Source organism: Lactococcus sp. UBA7128 (assembly GCF_002492185.1).
In the GTDB taxonomy this organism is placed as follows: Bacteria; Bacillota; Bacilli; order Lactobacillales; family Streptococcaceae; genus Lactococcus; species Lactococcus muris.
Genome location: NZ_DKXK01000052.1, coordinates 1 through 15,065, shown reverse-complemented (window position 1 = coordinate 15,065; position 15,065 = coordinate 1). Strand labels below are relative to the sequence as shown.

General features: G+C 41.0%; 13 protein-coding genes, 1 pseudogene and 1 riboswitch. Of the genes and pseudogenes, 9 read left to right on the top strand and 5 right to left on the bottom strand.

All coding sequences use genetic code 11. From position 1 onward, the window contains the following. Positions 1-722 (top strand): annotated as a pseudogene (locus tag B4H39_RS06230) (hypothetical protein); the annotation flags it as partial. Between the two features lie 225 nt (positions 723-947). Further along, positions 948-1,979, top strand: coding sequence for an adenosine deaminase (add, locus tag B4H39_RS06225; RefSeq protein WP_251423680.1), 1,032 nt, complete (start codon positions 948-950; stop codon positions 1,977-1,979). A 15-nt stretch (positions 1,980-1,994) separates the two neighbouring features. Here the strand turns inward: add and B4H39_RS06220 are convergent, their stop codons facing one another. From B4H39_RS06220 to B4H39_RS06210, 3 genes are all read right to left on the bottom strand, one after another. Further along, on the bottom strand, positions 1,995-2,459 hold the full coding sequence (locus B4H39_RS06220; RefSeq protein WP_251423677.1) for a VanZ family protein: 465 nt from the start codon (positions 2,457-2,459) through the stop codon (positions 1,995-1,997). Between the two features lie 121 nt (positions 2,460-2,580). Continuing rightward, positions 2,581-4,269, bottom strand: coding sequence for a ribonuclease J1 (gene rnjA / locus B4H39_RS06215; RefSeq protein ID WP_251423675.1), 1,689 nt, complete (start codon positions 4,267-4,269; stop codon positions 2,581-2,583). A gap of 134 nt (positions 4,270-4,403) precedes the next feature. Further along, positions 4,404-4,634 (bottom strand): DNA-directed RNA polymerase subunit epsilon, encoded by a 231-nt coding sequence (locus B4H39_RS06210; protein ID WP_202231384.1) that lies wholly within the window; start codon positions 4,632-4,634, stop codon positions 4,404-4,406. 435 nt (positions 4,635-5,069) lie between these two features. Here B4H39_RS06210 and B4H39_RS06205 point away from each other — a divergent pair, with 435 nt between their 5' ends. The 5 genes from B4H39_RS06205 (at position 5,070) to tsaD (ending at position 9,692) form a co-directional block, all read left to right on the top strand. Then, positions 5,070-6,470, top strand: coding sequence for an APC family permease (locus B4H39_RS06205; RefSeq protein ID WP_251423673.1), 1,401 nt, complete (start codon positions 5,070-5,072; stop codon positions 6,468-6,470). A gap of 546 nt (positions 6,471-7,016) precedes the next feature. Further along, positions 7,017-7,727, top strand: coding sequence for a tRNA (adenosine(37)-N6)-threonylcarbamoyltransferase complex dimerization subunit type 1 TsaB (gene tsaB / locus B4H39_RS06200; protein ID WP_202231382.1), 711 nt, complete (start codon positions 7,017-7,019; stop codon positions 7,725-7,727). Then, positions 7,711-8,247 (top strand): ribosomal protein S18-alanine N-acetyltransferase, encoded by a 537-nt coding sequence (rimI, locus tag B4H39_RS06195; RefSeq protein ID WP_202231386.1) that lies wholly within the window; start codon positions 7,711-7,713, stop codon positions 8,245-8,247. The genes tsaB and rimI (B4H39_RS06195) overlap by 17 nt, the downstream gene beginning before the upstream one ends. After that, positions 8,231-8,671 (top strand): ribosomal protein S18-alanine N-acetyltransferase, encoded by a 441-nt coding sequence (rimI, locus tag B4H39_RS06190; RefSeq protein ID WP_251423670.1) that lies wholly within the window; start codon positions 8,231-8,233, stop codon positions 8,669-8,671. Before rimI (B4H39_RS06195) ends, rimI (B4H39_RS06190) begins: the two co-directional genes overlap by 17 nt. Before the next feature lies 1 nt (position 8,672). Beyond that, a complete protein-coding gene (gene tsaD / locus B4H39_RS06185; protein ID WP_251423668.1) occupies positions 8,673-9,692 on the top strand; it encodes a tRNA (adenosine(37)-N6)-threonylcarbamoyltransferase complex transferase subunit TsaD in 1,020 nt (339 codons plus the stop codon). A gap of 325 nt (positions 9,693-10,017) precedes the next feature. Here the strand turns inward: tsaD and B4H39_RS06180 are convergent, their stop codons facing one another. Beyond that, the gene (locus B4H39_RS06180) at positions 10,018-10,494 is read right to left on the bottom strand and encodes an effector binding domain-containing protein (protein ID WP_251423665.1); all 477 of its coding nucleotides are present in this window, start codon (positions 10,492-10,494) and stop codon (positions 10,018-10,020) included. Between the two features lie 9 nt (positions 10,495-10,503). Beyond that, positions 10,504-11,304, bottom strand: coding sequence for a hypothetical protein (locus tag B4H39_RS06175; RefSeq protein ID WP_251423662.1), 801 nt, complete (start codon positions 11,302-11,304; stop codon positions 10,504-10,506). A 134-nt stretch (positions 11,305-11,438) separates the two neighbouring features. Between B4H39_RS06175 and B4H39_RS06170 the strand changes: the two genes are divergently transcribed. Both B4H39_RS06170 and B4H39_RS06165 read left to right on the top strand, forming a co-directional pair. Beyond that, the gene (locus tag B4H39_RS06170; protein WP_251423660.1) at positions 11,439-13,979 is read left to right on the top strand and encodes a M1 family metallopeptidase; all 2,541 of its coding nucleotides are present in this window, start codon (positions 11,439-11,441) and stop codon (positions 13,977-13,979) included. Positions 13,980-14,141: 162 nt separating this feature from the next. Continuing rightward, a riboswitch (THF riboswitch) is annotated at positions 14,142-14,239 on the top strand. A 43-nt stretch (positions 14,240-14,282) separates the two neighbouring features. Further along, positions 14,283-14,822 (top strand): folate family ECF transporter S component, encoded by a 540-nt coding sequence (locus B4H39_RS06165; RefSeq protein WP_202231376.1) that lies wholly within the window; start codon positions 14,283-14,285, stop codon positions 14,820-14,822. Positions 14,823-15,065: the final 243 nt, after the last annotated feature.

Genomic DNA, 15,065 nt, shown 5'->3' with positions numbered 1-15,065 from the left:
GGGAGCAACACCATGCGGAGCTGGAAGACTTCCTCAGAGGTATCCAGAATGGGGTGATGTACGATGATGGACAGAACCCATTGCCTAACGAAGACAGTCAACCGGATGCTTTTGACTTCTCGACCATGCGTCCGGGGCGTATCTTTACCATGGCAGGTGAGCAGTACCGTTACCTTGAAAACATGGGTTCTGGCAATCATATGATTATCCGGAATGAGGCGATACGGGATGTTCATTGGGCTAATCATGATGATATTCTTAATGATTGGTATTCCAACCTCGATACACTGGTTCAAGACATGGTTCAGCCTGTAGCAGATAGTTTTGAGACAGGAAGAGTTAACCATGCTGAACTTACTTTTATTTCTCTAAATACTGAAGATGCTCGTGGGTGGGTTCCAGATAATCTAGCAGACTTCCCAGATGTTGCGGCTGATATTACGCAAGTTGATCCGAGTGGCAGTCCTCGTGCATTTTCACTTTCATTAGCGGATGTGGTACGCTTATCGGGTTCAGGACGAGCTTTCCCTACTTTTAATTCACGCTTAGTTTCAGGTCGGGGTTGGTGGCAACTTCGTACTCGTGGAAGGGACACTGGTGCCCCTTGGGTTGCGACTCTTAGCAGAGTGGGTGACCGAGTATATGGTTTAAATGTTGGACAGCATGGTCCTCTGCCGACTGGCGGCACTCGTCCCGCCCTCATCATCAACCAATCGAACTAAAGAATAAACTCATAAAAACAAAAATCACTTCCTCTGGCAGTCAGCGCCCCAGAAAGATGTGATTTTTTATTTTGCGGAATGTTCACGATATTTTTGACTCATAGCCAGTGAAAATGCTTTTCGCTCTGAGAGAGAAGTGCATCTCAGTAGGATAAAAAAGAGTTGCATGTCTCAAGAAAAAAGCGTAAAATAGAAAAAATATATTCTCATGGGGGACATAATCTAATGCTGAAACCAGAAACGATTGCTTTAATGCCAAAGGTTGAACTTCACTGTCATCTGGATGGCTCTCTCAGTTTGACTTGCATCAAGCAACTTGCAAATAACATAGGAAAAGATTTGAATATGAGTGATGAGGAAATCCTCAAACACGCTCAAGCCCCAGAAACAACACAAAGTCTTTTGGAGTATCTGGAACGCTTTGACTTTGTTCTTCCCCTGCTTCAAAGTTATGTTAATCTAGAATTGGCGGCTTATGATGTAGCACGTCAAGCCGCGGAAGACAATGTAAAGTACATGGAGATACGTTTTGCACCTGGTCAACATTTAGAGAAAAATTTGAGTCTTGAAGAAGCTGTGGAGGCTGTTATTGCTGGGGCAGCACGTGCAGAAGAAGATTTTGATATTGTCGTGAATATCTTGCTCTGTGGCTTACGCCAAGTTCCTGTAGAGCGCTTGAAAAAGTTGCTGCCACTTTTTGATGAGATAGATGACGAACACTTGGTGGGCTTTGATTTGGCAGGTGATGAAGTCAATTATCCCCAAGTTAAGTTTAAAAAATTATTGGAAAAAGTGACCAGTCGTGGTGTACAAGTTACCCTGCATGCTGGCGAGTGTCCCGGCTGTGCGCAGAATATCATTGATTCTGTAGAGATGGGTGCAACCCGCATCGGGCACGGCATTATGACTAAAGATATTCCAGAATATCAAGAAATATTGACAAAGTTGGGAATTGTCTTAGAAATGGCTCCAAGCAGTAATTTCCAGACCAAAGCGATTCGTGAACTGTCTGAGTATCCTTTTATGGCTCTTTATAAACGTGGAATTCATGTCACGATAAATACAGACAATCGCACCGTCAGCAATACAAACCTCCAAAAAGAATACGAGAAAATTGCGAACTGGTATGATTTCCAAATCAGTGACTTTGAAAGAATTAATCACTATGCCATTGATGGAGCTTTTATTAGTGAAGACGAAAAGGAACTGCTCCATCAAAGATTTTCGGAAGAATATGCGAAGATAGAAAAAGGCTGACATGGGTCAGCTTTTTTAGTGAGAAAGGATTAAAAAAGTAAAGAAGGCGAGGAAAAAAGCAAAAAGAAGGTGGACAAAGTTCTGAGCATTTCTACTTTTCTGTGTTATCTGGCAAATGATGATTCCGATGAGCCCTCCAAAAGTATTGGTGATTAAGTCAGTTACATCGCTGGCTCCGATGCCTAAAAAATATTGGAGAATTTCCACAAAGAAGCTCACAACAAAAATCATCCAGAGTTTTCCAAGGAAGGATTTATTTTTTGATAGGTAAATACTAAAGAAGCCAAAAGGAATAAAGATAAGCACGTTGAAGATAACTTCTAAACGTCCACCAGAGGCAGAAAAAGGTGAAAGATTGAGGCTTCGTGTGGGAAAGTTTTGGGCAATATTCAGCGTATCTTGAATGTTAAACTTAAAGAGAATGCCCCAAAACAGAAAGAAAAGATAGTAAGTGAAGATAATTTTGGAAAGTTTGTTCATGGGGCTCCTTGGGGGATTAAAAATATTTTTACTTTCTTAACTGTACCAAAAAAAGCTAAACGAACCCTTAAGAGGCATAGAAAAAAGCCATATGCTGTATAGCACGTATGGCTTTTCTACGTTACTTATCGTCAGGCGTCATAATCATTGGTACAATCAGTGGACGGCGTTCTGTTTGTTTGTACAGGAAAGGAGCAAGAGCTTCACGCATTGCACGGGCAACAGCGGCTTCATTGACATTTTCTGTATTTAACATTGCCTCACGTATGGCGTTGAAAAGGACACGTTGCCCATTACGGATCAAATCACCAGATTCCCGCATATAGATAAAGCCGCGACTCAGCATATCAGGTCCTGCAAGAACAGTCTTGTTTTTGAAATCGACAGTTGCAACAGCGAGAACGATACCGTCTTCAGCAAGTTCATGACGATCATGAAGTACAGCGTTTCCTACATCACCTATCCCTGAACCATCGACATAAGTATCAGCAGCAGGGAAATGATCAGCATAACGTGCTGAATCTGCTGTCAGGGCAAGGACATCACCATTTTCCAAGATGAAGCAATTTTCTTTTGGCACACCAGTGTCTTGGGCGAGCCCAGCATGAATTTTAAGCATGCGGTATTCACCATGGACAGGCATAAAGTATTTTGGTTTGATGAGACGTAGCATGAGTTTTTGCTCCTGCTGGCCTCCGTGACCTGAGGTGTGGATGTTGTTCATCTTGCCATAAACAACGGTCGCTCCAGCCTCGGTGATTGTGTTCGCCAACTGGTTAACACCGTGTGTATTTCCTGGAATAGCATTAGACGAGAAGACAACTGTATCCCCCATTTGAAGTGTGATATGACGGTGCATGCCGTTTGCGATACGACTAAGGGCAGCCATCGGCTCACCTTGCGAACCGGTACACATGATAAGGAGCTCGCTAGAGTTGTACTGGTTAACTTCATTTGGTTCAATGAAGGTTCCTTTCGGAGCCTTGATATAACCAAGTTCAAGCCCGTTAACAATAGCTTTTTCCATGGAGCGACCAAAGACGACGATTTTACGTCCGGTCTTTACAGCCCCATCAACCGCTTGCTGCAAGCGGAAGATATTTGAAGCAAAAGAAGCGAAAATAATACGCCCTTCGATACGCTCGAAAATTTTCATGATATTTTGACCAACAACTTTCTCAGAGTGTGAGAAGATGGGGATTTCCGCATTTGTTGAGTCAGAGAGGAGCAGTAGGACACCTTCTTCACCAAGAGCTGCCATGCGATGGAGGTCAGCAGGCTCTCCGACAGGTGTAAAGTCAAACTTGAAGTCACCTGTGGCAACAATCTTACCTTGGGGTGTTTCGACAACAATTCCTAGAGGTTCTGGAATAGAGTGGGTTGTTCGGAAGAAGTTGACACTCAAGTTATTAAACTTGATTTCGCTATCAGCATGGATTTCAAAAAGTTTTGCATCACGCAAAAGACCGTGTTCTTCCAACTTTCCACGAATCAGAGCAAGTGACAGAGGACCGGCATAGATAGGAATGTTTGCCTGTTTGAGCAGGAAAGGAATCCCGCCAATGTGATCTTCGTGTCCGTGTGTAATAAAGAGTCCCTTGATACGGTTGACATTTTCGACAATATAGCTATAGTCAGGGATAACATAGTCAACCCCTAAGAGATCATCCTCAGGAAATTTTATACCCGCGTCAATGATGATGATTTCATCCTTATATTCGACACCGTAAGTATTTTTTCCGATTTCGCCCAGTCCGCCTATAGCGTAAACTGCGACTTCATCGCTATTTATTTTAAGTGGTTTAATCATTTTTTTCTTTCTATTCATTATATTATATAGTTGTATGACAAAATCACTTTAGATTTTTGACTCGCGTCTCCTTCTAAAGTGTTTTGCTGTAAATCTTATGGTAAGGTATGTTCGCATTTACCTATTTTTTAAAATTAAAAGCTTGTAATTTCAAGACCACCGTTTTCTTTTTCATATTCAACAGCTTCATCTGAAAGTGAATCGATAAATTCAACGAGGTAGTCCGTGTTTGCAGCGAGGAGTTCACGGGCTAAGATAATCCCTTCACGTGTATCGGTAACATCAAGGTCGAGGTAGAGAACTTCTGTTGTTTCACGACGTGGTGAGCGGGTTTTATCTTTTTGGTAAAATACTTTGAAAATCATGTTATATCTGGGCGAGTAAACACTCGCCTTCCTTTCTTTCGTTTCTCAATGTTTCAGTTTTACAGTTATCCTCATTTTAGCATAAATTATAGATAATGAAAAGCAAAGGTTACAAGGGAAAAGTTGAAGTTAAAGTCAAACAAGGCAGTAATAGATGTGACACTGGAAATATTATGTAATTGTTTGAACTATTTCCAAAATAATGTTAAGATTAATAATGTAAATTATTAAAATGATAGAGTCAGAAAAATTTATACTGCGAAATTATTCGATTAATATCATCATTTAAGTGGTGCTTGTCATTTGTTCATAGTTTCCTAAACTCTGGGAAGACAGTCTAGGAAGCAAATGGAGAGCATAAAGATGGATAACATTAGCTGCCTCGTCTTCATCTTTGATGATTTGCAAAAATAAATCACTAGGAAGGAAAAAACTATGGGGTTTTCCACGAAAGCAAAATTTGAAACATACAGCCAAAAAGACAAGCGGCTGGAACAAAAACTTGGTGTCAAAGACTTTTTGGCGCTTGGTGTTGGGACAATAATTTCAACATCAATTTTTACATTGCCAGGTATTGTTGCAGCGAAGTTTGCAGGTCCAGCGGTTGTATTTTCATTCTTGCTTGCCGCTGTTGTAGCAGGCTTGGTAGCATTTGCATACGCTGAAATGTCAACAGTTATGCCATTTGCGGGTTCTGCATATTCATGGATTTCTATTTTATTTGGAGAAGGTTTTGGTTGGATTGCAGGTTGGGCTTTACTTGCAGAATATTTTATTGCTGTGGCCTTTGTAGGTTCAGGCTTTTCAGCTACCTTCCAACATTTGCTTGCAACGGCTAATATTCATTTGCCTGCAGCTTTAGCACATCCATTTGGAACGAATGGCGGAATCGTTGATATTATATCATTAGCAGTTATTTTGATTGCAGCACTTTTCGTCTGGCGTGGTGCGAGCGATGCCGGGAGAGTTGCGCAGGTCTTAGTCGTTTTAAAAGTATTGGCTATCCTTACCTTTATCGTTGTTGGTTTAACAGTTATAAAACCGCAAAACTATGTGCCATTTGTTCCTAAACATGATCCAAACACAGGATTTGGTGGTGTATCAGGTATCCTTGCAGGAGTATCGATGATTTTCCTTGCTTACATCGGATTTGACTCTATTGCGGCTAATTCAGCTGAGGCGAAGAATCCAAAACGCACAATGCCATTGGGAATTTTGGGCTCACTCGCCATTGCTGTTGCTTTGTTTTCAGCAGTAACACTCGTTCTTGTAGGAATGCATCACTATTCAGCATATGCTGGCAATGCGGCTCCTGTATCATGGGCTCTTACAGAGGCTGGTTTCCCACTTCTTTCACAAATTGTGTCAATAGTTGCAGACACAGGAATGTTCGTTGCTCTACTTGGAATGATTCTTGCAGGTTCACGTCTGCTCTACGCGTTTGGACGTGATGGTATGCTGCCACAAAGCATTGGAAAAATCGACAAACGCGAAAATCCATCTAACGCTTTATGGGTTTTAACTGCTATCTCAGTAGTTATCGGTGCCTTTTTCCCGTTCACTTTCCTCGCACAGCTAATTTCAGCAGGAACGCTGGTTGCCTTTATCTTCGTATCCGTCGGAATATTTGCACTTCGTCCGCGTGAAGGAAAAGACTTGCCTGAAGCAAGCTATAAAATGCCATTTTATCCATGGTTGCCAGCATTAGGAGCTATTGGTTCAGTCATTGTCTTTGAAAACCTTGATGGATTGGCAAAACTCTATTGCTTTATCTGGTTACTTATTGGTTTAGTTTTGTATTCATTATATGGTGCAAAACGTACTAAGTCTGAATAGTTACGGATAAATTAAGATGATTTGCTGATATAGGATGAGTCAGCCACTTGAAAAAAATCAAGGGAGCTTGACTCATTTCTCCGCACAACACTTCCGAATGAGACAGGGATTTCGCAATTCAGCTTTGACGTTTAGGTCATATGCCAGCGCAGGGAGTCTATTCCATTTTATCAGTTGCTAAGCTTCAAGCTGTTGCTGTGCTGGTCGTTGCTGATGTCATTTTAATGCTGGGGTCAAGAAGAGCTTGCGGTGCCCTTTAGAAGATGAGTCAGCAATATCTGTTTTTACATATGTAAACCAACCGTCTTAAAGGGTTTCTACAGAGCTTGTTTATCGCAAGCTCTTTTTATTTGTCTTTTTTTATCCTATTTTTCGTCATTATCAAAGAAAAAAAATTCAAGAAATATAAAAAATGTTATAATAGGAACTGTCGTATACTCCTAGATTATAAAGAGAAGTTGCATATGTTTTCTGAACCTGAGCGATTACAATAAAGCAGCAAACCTTAGAGTAGGGTAGAAATAAGGAAGAATGGAGAGATAACTCGTGAAAATTTTAGCTTTTGACAGTTCCAGTAAGGCACTATCTGTGGCACTTGTTGACAATGATGTCTTATTGGGAGAAATTACTCTAAACTTAAAGAAAAATCACAGCACGACTCTGATGACTTCCGTGGACTTCTTGATGCAACAGGCTGCCGTTGAAGCAAGTGAGCTTGATCGGATCGTTGTCGCACAAGGCCCAGGCTCTTATACAGGTTTGCGCCTGGCAGCTACTGTAGGGAAAACGTTGGCCTACAGTTTAAATAAAGAACTTGTGGGTGTATCAAGCCTCTTAGCTATCGCCAAAAGGTTGAAAACAAATAAAGCCATCGTCCCTGTGATGGATGCGCGTCGTGGCAATGCTTATGCAGCCCTCTATAAGGGAGATGAGGAAATTATTTCCGGTCAGCATTGCGCTTTTCGTGAATTCTTAGAGCAATTAGATAAAAATCTGCCGGTTGTATTTACGGGAGAGACGGAGAATTTTGTAGCTGATATCAAAGCGGCAGAGTTTGCGAATTTTGAGATTATTGAAGACAGTTTAGAAAAATTACCCTCGGCTTATCAAATGGCACGTCTTGGAAAAAGTCTTGAACCGGTGGAAGTTCATGGCTTTGCTCCAAATTATTTGAAAAAAGTTGAAGCAGAAGAGAAATGGTTGGAGACACATGAAGAAGCTGAAAGCGCTGCTGGCGAATATGTTCAAAGGATTTGAACCACGCCGCTATCTAAATATGGATGAAGTTGAGTTAAAGTCTAATATTGATGGTGTTGAATATCGTTTAGCAGAACGTGAAGACATTGTTGAGATGCTAGCTATTGAGCGTGACGTTTATAATGGTGAAGTTCCATGGACCTTTTCACATTTTGAGCATGAAATTGTTCAGAATGAAAATGCCTTTTTTGTGTCTGCGGTAGTTGACGGAAAACTTATTGGATTTATTGGGATTCGTCTTACAGAGCGGGGCAAGGTTGTTCATATCACTAATCTTGCTGTTTCAGTCGCCTATCAAGGGCGGGGAGTGGGAACTCATCTTGTGAACCAGATGATTCGACTGATGACCTTACTCGGCAAGAATCAGGTAACGCTTGAAGTGCGCCGTGACAATACCAAAGCTCAAGGACTTTATCGGCGTTTGGGTTTCTCAACAGGTAAGCTGATTTCACAGTATTATGAAGATGGTGGAGATGCCGTGTGGATGTCAAGGCAGTTGAAAAATGAATCTAAAAATTAGGCGACTTGATGTTAAAAATTCGGATAGAGCCAAGTTAGCGCATAAGCTAGAAAAAATTTTGAAAGACTGCTACGGTCGTTCGCCTTGGTCTGAAGCATATCTCATGAAGAACCTGAAAACGGATACGTATTTTCTAGCAGAAGCTGAGGGAGAGCTTGTTGGTTTTTTATCTGTTCAGCTTATCATGGGCGATATGGAAATCACCAATCTTGCAGTTAAACCGGAATTTCAAAGTAAAAAAATTGCCAGTGCCCTGATGGAACAGGTAAAGGATTTTTCGGGAACGATTTTCTTAGAGGTTAGAGAATCAAATATACCTGCTCAAAATTTATACCAAAAATATAATTTCGAAAAGTTTCATACTCGAAAAAACTATTATTCGCACCCGACAGAAGATGCGATTCTGATGAGGAAAATACAATAAAATGAAGGATAAATATATACTAGCTTTTGAAACTTCTTGCGATGAAACATCTGTTGCTGTTTTAAAAAATGGAACAGAGCTTCTTTCTAACATTATCGCGAGTCAAGTAAATAGCCACAAACGTTTTGGTGGAGTGGTTCCAGAAGTTGCCAGCCGTCACCATGTTGAACAAATCACAGCATGTATCGATGAAGCCTTAGATGAAGCTGGCATCGAGGCCTCTGATCTTACAGCAGTAGCTGTAACAGAAGGACCTGGTCTCGTTGGTGCTTTGCTGATTGGGATTATGGCGGCGAAAACTTTTGCTTGGGCTCATAAACTACCGCTTATTCCGGTCAATCATATGGCTGGTCATCTTATGGCAGCTGCATTAGTGGATACTATCGAATATCCAGCAATGGCGCTTCTAGTCAGTGGTGGACATACGGAGCTCGTCTATGTTGAATCTGAGGGCAATTACAAGAAAATAGGTGAAACACGGGATGATGCCGCAGGAGAAGCCTATGATAAGGTTGGACGTGTGATGGGCCTGACTTATCCATCAGGAAAAGAAATTGATGAGCTCGCGCATAAAGGGAAAGATACTTACGCTTTCCCACGTGCGATGATGACTGCAGCAGACGGTCTCGAGATGTCTTTCAGCGGGCTCAAATCTGCCTTTATCAACCTTGTACATAACGCAAAGCAAGGAGGAAAGGACTTAGTTGCAGATGATTTAGAAAATCTCGCGGCAAGTTTTCAAGCGGCGGTAGTAGATGTTCTTATTGAAAAAACAAAACGTGCACTTGAACAGTACCCAGCGAAGACATTGATTGTTGGAGGCGGTGTGTCTGCAAATCAAGGTTTACGCGAGCGCTTGGCTACCGATATGACAGACATTAAGGTTATCTTGCCACCCCTTCGCCTCTGTGGTGATAATGCAGGAATGATTGCTGCTGCGGCTTCTATTGAAATGGAAAAAGGAAATCTTGCAGATTTATCGCTTAATGCCCGTCCAAGTCTTGTTTTTCGTGATATGTAAGAAAGTTCGGTGCTTTTCTTAAGTACCTTCTTGTTATAAGGGAAAGAGAGTGAGACAAAAGTTTCAAAAATGAAAAAACGCTTAACCCCATGTATGAGAATGCTGTGGTTAAGCGTTTTTTATGATGTGCTTTGACGAAATGAGTTTTTTTATAAGACAAATGCATGAAAAAATCCTGAGAACAAGAGAAGCTCTTACATGTCATTCTAGCTTGAAGGAGTGAAGAGCAGTATAAGAACTGTTAAAATATTCAGGGCGCATTACGCATTAAGTAATACATTCATCGCTTTTTCGAAATTTTTTCGCCTTCTTTTTCTGAGGCTTTTTATTTTTTCACAACGGGAAGCCAAAATTCTCCATAATAGCTCCCGTCTCCTCTCTCTTGCCGATAAGCAGCATTTGAGCCCCCGAGGTAAGCATAGTCAGTCATTGCTGGCAGGATATTTCGGAAAGCCTGATGAGACAACCGCTCGAAGATTGCTTCCTTATCTGCGATAGCAGCAATAACAATGTAATCACTCTCAGGGAATTTAATCAAGCGGCTATCATCCTTGACTGTTTTTCTGGTTTCCACTGCAAAATAATTCCAAGCTTTTCCATAGTAATCATCATTGACGGACCATTCTCGGTCATTTTTGGCCAGCTTTTTGAGTTTGTCAAAACGCCCATCCGTTCGTAAAGTCTTCTCAAACAGTTCCTTTTCAAGCAACAAGGTGCGATAATCTTGAAGCGAAGCTTGGACTGGAAAGCCGTAGGCAGATAATATAAAAGAGGGTTTGTGCTCCAAAGTATAGTCAATCATAAGTGCTCCTTAGTTGACAACAGTTAGTTCATGTATAGAGCGACCTTCATCATCAAACATTTCCAACCAGCTGTTAGTCCCCGCAAAATAAAGAAAATGTCCCACTTCATTTACAGAGCGTAAGATGATATCCTCTGTAGTTGTCCAAGTTTTAGGGTCGAACTTGTCCTTGTTTTCTTCTCGAAGTGCGAACGTAAATTTTGCTGCCAAGCCAAAGGTTCCATCTGCTCTTTTTGGGGCAGCATCATCAGGCAAAATCTTTGCCCCTGCAAGAAGGCGCATCTCAGTAGATTTTTGCCAAATAACAGTCCCAGATGTTCCCTCATGTTTAATGTGAAATTCAATATCAGAAATTGCCTTTTTCCAACGATGTTGTGCCTTAGCGGAGAAAGCTTTTTTCTTCGCAAACTTAAACCCGAAAGCTTCCAAACTAGGTAGAAATTCCGCCGCCGCTTTACTGCAGGCTTGGTAGATATTTTTAGGAATCTTGAGAGACTCAGGTTGAGCTGCCAGTTTCATCCCTGCTTCCTGCGCCTTTTCAATCAGAAAGGCTTCTAGATAGTTGCTGTCTATATCGTAAGCACTCGGATTAAGGACGATTACTTTGTCAAACTCTAGTTTAGGGATTAACTTTTTATCCACAGCAATCATAATAATCTGTCCTTTTTTCACCAACAAAAATATTTCGCCTTCCTGTAGGGCAAAGCGACTATTGTGGCTTTCAAAAATACGAATACTTGCGCCAGATGCAAGCTCTAAGAGAAGCTTTCCCTTTTCATCAAGGGTTACCGAAAATCTTGTTTTTTTCATAGTTTCATTTTACCAGAAAAAATTGTTTTTTCATCCTGTTTTGAAATATGCAGTAAAATTTGTTTATTTTCTCGAAATTTTCTAAACAATTTGCTATAATTGGTTAAACTAACTAAAAAGGAAGCGAAAAAACTATGGCAGTAAAACGTTTAATCGAAACATTTGTACCAGAAAATTATAAAATTTTTCTTGATATTGACCGTAAGGCTAAAACTTTCAAAGGTCAAGTAGCTATCAAAGGTGAAGCCAAGGCAGACACTGTTTATTTTCACCAAAAAGATTTGAATATTACTAAGGTTTCTGCTTTTAGTGTTGAGGCAGACTTTACTGTAGATGATGCCAATGAAGAAATCGCGGTTAAAGTCGGTCATGAAGGACAAGTCACTGTAGCTTTTGAGTATGAAGGTAAGATTACAGATAATATGATGGGGATTTATCCTTCATATTATGAGGTAAACGGTGAGAAGAAAATGCTTATCGGTACGCAATTTGAGTCGCATTTTGCACGTCAAGCCTTCCCATCTATTGATGAGCCAGAGGCTAAAGCTACATTCGACCTCTCTGTGAAGTTTGATGAAGAACCGGGTGATATTATCATTTCTAATATGCCAGAGCTTCTCAATATCGAAGGCATTCACGTTTTTGAACGTACAGTTCGTATGAGTACTTACCTTCTTGCTTTCGTCTTCGGTGACATGCAGTATAAAAAAGGACGTACCAAGTCTGGTATTGAAGTAGGAACTTTCTCAACAAAGGCACATTCAGAAGAGGTCTTAGACTTTCCTTTAGATATCGCGATTCGTTCGATTGAATTTTACGAGGACTATTATAAAACACCTTATCCATTGCCACACAGCTGGCATGTTGCGCTGCCTGACTTCTCAGCAGGTGCGATGGAAAACTGGGGCTGTATCACTTACCGTGAAGTCTGCATGCTGGTTGACCCAGAAAATGCCACAGTTGCCAGCAAGCAGTATGTAGCAACAGTCATTGCGCACGAGCTGGCGCACCAGTGGTTTGGTGATTTGGTAACCATGCGCTGGTGGGATGACTTGTGGCTCAACGAATCCTTTGCCAACAACATGGAATATGTGGCGATTGATGCTATTGAGCCTGACTGGAAAGTTTGGGAAAGCTTCTCTGTTAAAGAAGCCAGTCTTGCCTTAGATCGTGATGCTACAGATGGTGTTCAATCTGTTCACGTGGATGTGAACCATCCTGACGAAATCGGTACACTTTTTGATGCTGCCATTGTCTATGCCAAGGGCTCTCGCCTGATGGTCATGCTCCGTAAATGGCTCGGCGATAAAGACTTCTCAGCAGGACTTCACAAATACTTTGAAACACACCAATATGGAAATACAGTAGGTGAAGATCTCTGGACGGCGCTTTCAAGTACGTCAGGTAAGGATGTCGGCGCATTTATGAACTCATGGGTTAACCAACCCGGCTATCCTGTGTTGACTGCGGAAGTTGTTGATGACACACTGGTCTTAAGTCAAAAGCAATTCTTCATTGGTAAAGGTGAGGATAAAGGGCGTTTGTGGCAAATTCCATTGAATACGAACTGGAAAGGCTTGCCAGATACATTGACTACGGAAAAGGTTGAAATTCCGGGTTATGCAGCTCTTAAGGCTGAAAATGCAGGTCAACCGCTCTTCTTCAATGAAGCGCATGCAGCGCACTATATTATTGATTACAAAGGCGAGCTTTTGGATAATCTTTTGGCTGACCTCGCAAATCTTGAAGACATTACAAAATTCCAAATTTTGCAAGACCGCAAATACCTTGCTAAAGGTGAGGTCATTAGCTATGCTGATGTGGTGAAAATTTTACCTGCCTTCGCCAATGAAGAAAGCTATATCGTTAACCAAGCCCTCAATCAAATTTTTGCAGAGTTGGATATCTTCGTTGATGATGAATCAGAGACCGAAAAATCATACAAGTCCCTTGTTGGCAAATTATTTGCGAAAAACTATGCCCGTCTAGGTTGGGAGAAAAAAGCAGGAGAATCTGCTGGCGATGAGACACTACGCGGAACGGTACTTTCTCGCATACTTTATGCTGAAAATCCTGGAGCAGTAGCGAAAGCAAGCGAAATTTATGCAGCACATAAGGACAATGTAGCGACTATTCCTGCGGACATCCGTCCAATCATTCTGACTAACGAAATCAAAGTTACGAACTCTGCAGAACTTGTAGCTTCCTACATGGACATTTATACAAAAACAAGCTTGCAAGAGTTAAAACGTGAGTTGGCAGCAGCTGTGGCTAACATACGTGATGAGGCTGCTATCGACAGCCTCTTGAAGGACTTCAAGAACGCTGATGTTGTGAAACCACAAGATATTGCTTTCTCATGGTTCTACCTCTTATCAAAAGATTTTGCCCAAGATGCTGCATGGACTTGGGAACGTGAAAACTGGGAGTGGCTCGCTGAAAAACTTGGTGGTGACATGAGTTATGATAAATTTGTTATTTACCCAGGTAATGTCTTCAAGACAGCTGAAAAATTTGAAGAATATAAAGCGTTCTTTGAGCCAAAACTAAGTAATCCAGGACTCAAACGTTCTATTGAGATGGCGATTAAACAAATCGATGCGCGTGTAGCATTGATTAACAATCAAAAGCGTGCTGTTGAGAACGCAATTGCTGCTGTAGAAAAAGAACTTTAAGAAGGAAAATGTTGCTTGAAAGTTGGATAAAACTGACTTTTGAGCGCTTTTCATTTTATGAAGCAAACTTCTGTAAACATCTAAAATCCAATGTAAAAGAAAAGCCTTGAAATTGAGAAGTATCTGAACAAAGCTTATGATAAGCTAGGGAGGTAAAAAATAAACAGAGTAGGGCCGATGCGTTAAGTGCTGTGAAATGGGATGTCGTTCACAGACGAAACTTGATTTTTCAAGTGCGGTAGAGGCTTGCATCCGCTGATTCTCATATAATCAGTTACTCACCAGATCCTTGGGAGGTACTATATGAAAAAGTTTACTGTGAAGCTGTCACTCATACAGCTTGTTTTCTTAGCGATTTTGTTGGCATTGTCTATCATCTTACGCTCTTTTACTCTTGGGAGTAGTCTTTGGAAGTTATCGCCAGGCTTTGTGGCTGATGGCTTGATTGGCTTCTTTGTTGGCCCTTTGTGGGCGGGAGTAGCTCTAGGACTAGGCGATATCCTAGGTGTACTTTTTCGAGGGAGTATCTCTTCACCGGGTATGACTGTAACAGCTGTCATTGTCGGAGTTATTTATGGTTGGGCTTTTTACAACAAGAAGTTCAGCATAACGCGAACTAAAGATTGGCTTTATATTTTAGCTGTTGTGAGTGTAACAATGCTTCTTCAAACAGTGCTACTCAATACTTTTTGGCTTTCGCTCATGTATCAGACACCTTTTAAAGTTCTATTGGCTACCCGCATTCCTTTGCTCGTGCAGATTCCTATAAGAACGGCCATCTTCATGGTAGTGTTTGATAATATTCAACGTTTACCACAGATTATGAGCCGTCTAAAAACATAAAAAAGATGAAAAATTGCTTACCTAATACACAGGAATGCTGCAGGTAAGCAATTTTTGTTTTTCCATTTTGTCTGAAATTAGAATATCTTCCTTCTTTGGCTTTGTATTATTGTTTTCTTTGTCACTGGATACTTTTTTAAATATCATTTTGAATTTGGTAAGAAAAAGATTACAATAACATTATATAATATGTATATTGTGTTACTTGATGTGTACAATATACTTGACGAGGAAAAAGCCATG

Excerpts from the sequence above, each read along its gene's own strand:
- add (WP_251423680.1), top strand. The coding sequence starts at position 948 with ATGCTGAAACCAGAAACGATTGCTTTAATGCCAAAGGTTGAACTTCAC.
- B4H39_RS06220 (WP_251423677.1), bottom strand. The coding sequence starts at position 2,459 with ATGAACAAACTTTCCAAAATTATCTTCACTTACTATCTTTTCTTTCTG.
- rnjA (WP_251423675.1), bottom strand. The coding sequence starts at position 4,269 with ATGATTAAACCACTTAAAATAAATAGCGATGAAGTCGCAGTTTACGCT.
- B4H39_RS06210 (WP_202231384.1), bottom strand. The coding sequence starts at position 4,634 with ATGATTTTCAAAGTATTTTACCAAAAAGATAAAACCCGCTCACCACGT.
- B4H39_RS06205 (WP_251423673.1), top strand. The coding sequence starts at position 5,070 with ATGGGGTTTTCCACGAAAGCAAAATTTGAAACATACAGCCAAAAAGAC.
- rimI (WP_202231386.1), top strand. The coding sequence starts at position 7,711 with ATGTTCAAAGGATTTGAACCACGCCGCTATCTAAATATGGATGAAGTT.
- rimI (WP_251423670.1), top strand. The coding sequence starts at position 8,231 with ATGAATCTAAAAATTAGGCGACTTGATGTTAAAAATTCGGATAGAGCC.
- tsaD (WP_251423668.1), top strand. The coding sequence starts at position 8,673 with ATGAAGGATAAATATATACTAGCTTTTGAAACTTCTTGCGATGAAACA.
- B4H39_RS06180 (WP_251423665.1), bottom strand. The coding sequence starts at position 10,494 with ATGATTGACTATACTTTGGAGCACAAACCCTCTTTTATATTATCTGCC.
- B4H39_RS06175 (WP_251423662.1), bottom strand. The coding sequence starts at position 11,304 with ATGAAAAAAACAAGATTTTCGGTAACCCTTGATGAAAAGGGAAAGCTT.
- B4H39_RS06170 (WP_251423660.1), top strand. The coding sequence starts at position 11,439 with ATGGCAGTAAAACGTTTAATCGAAACATTTGTACCAGAAAATTATAAA.
- B4H39_RS06165 (WP_202231376.1), top strand. The coding sequence starts at position 14,283 with ATGAAAAAGTTTACTGTGAAGCTGTCACTCATACAGCTTGTTTTCTTA.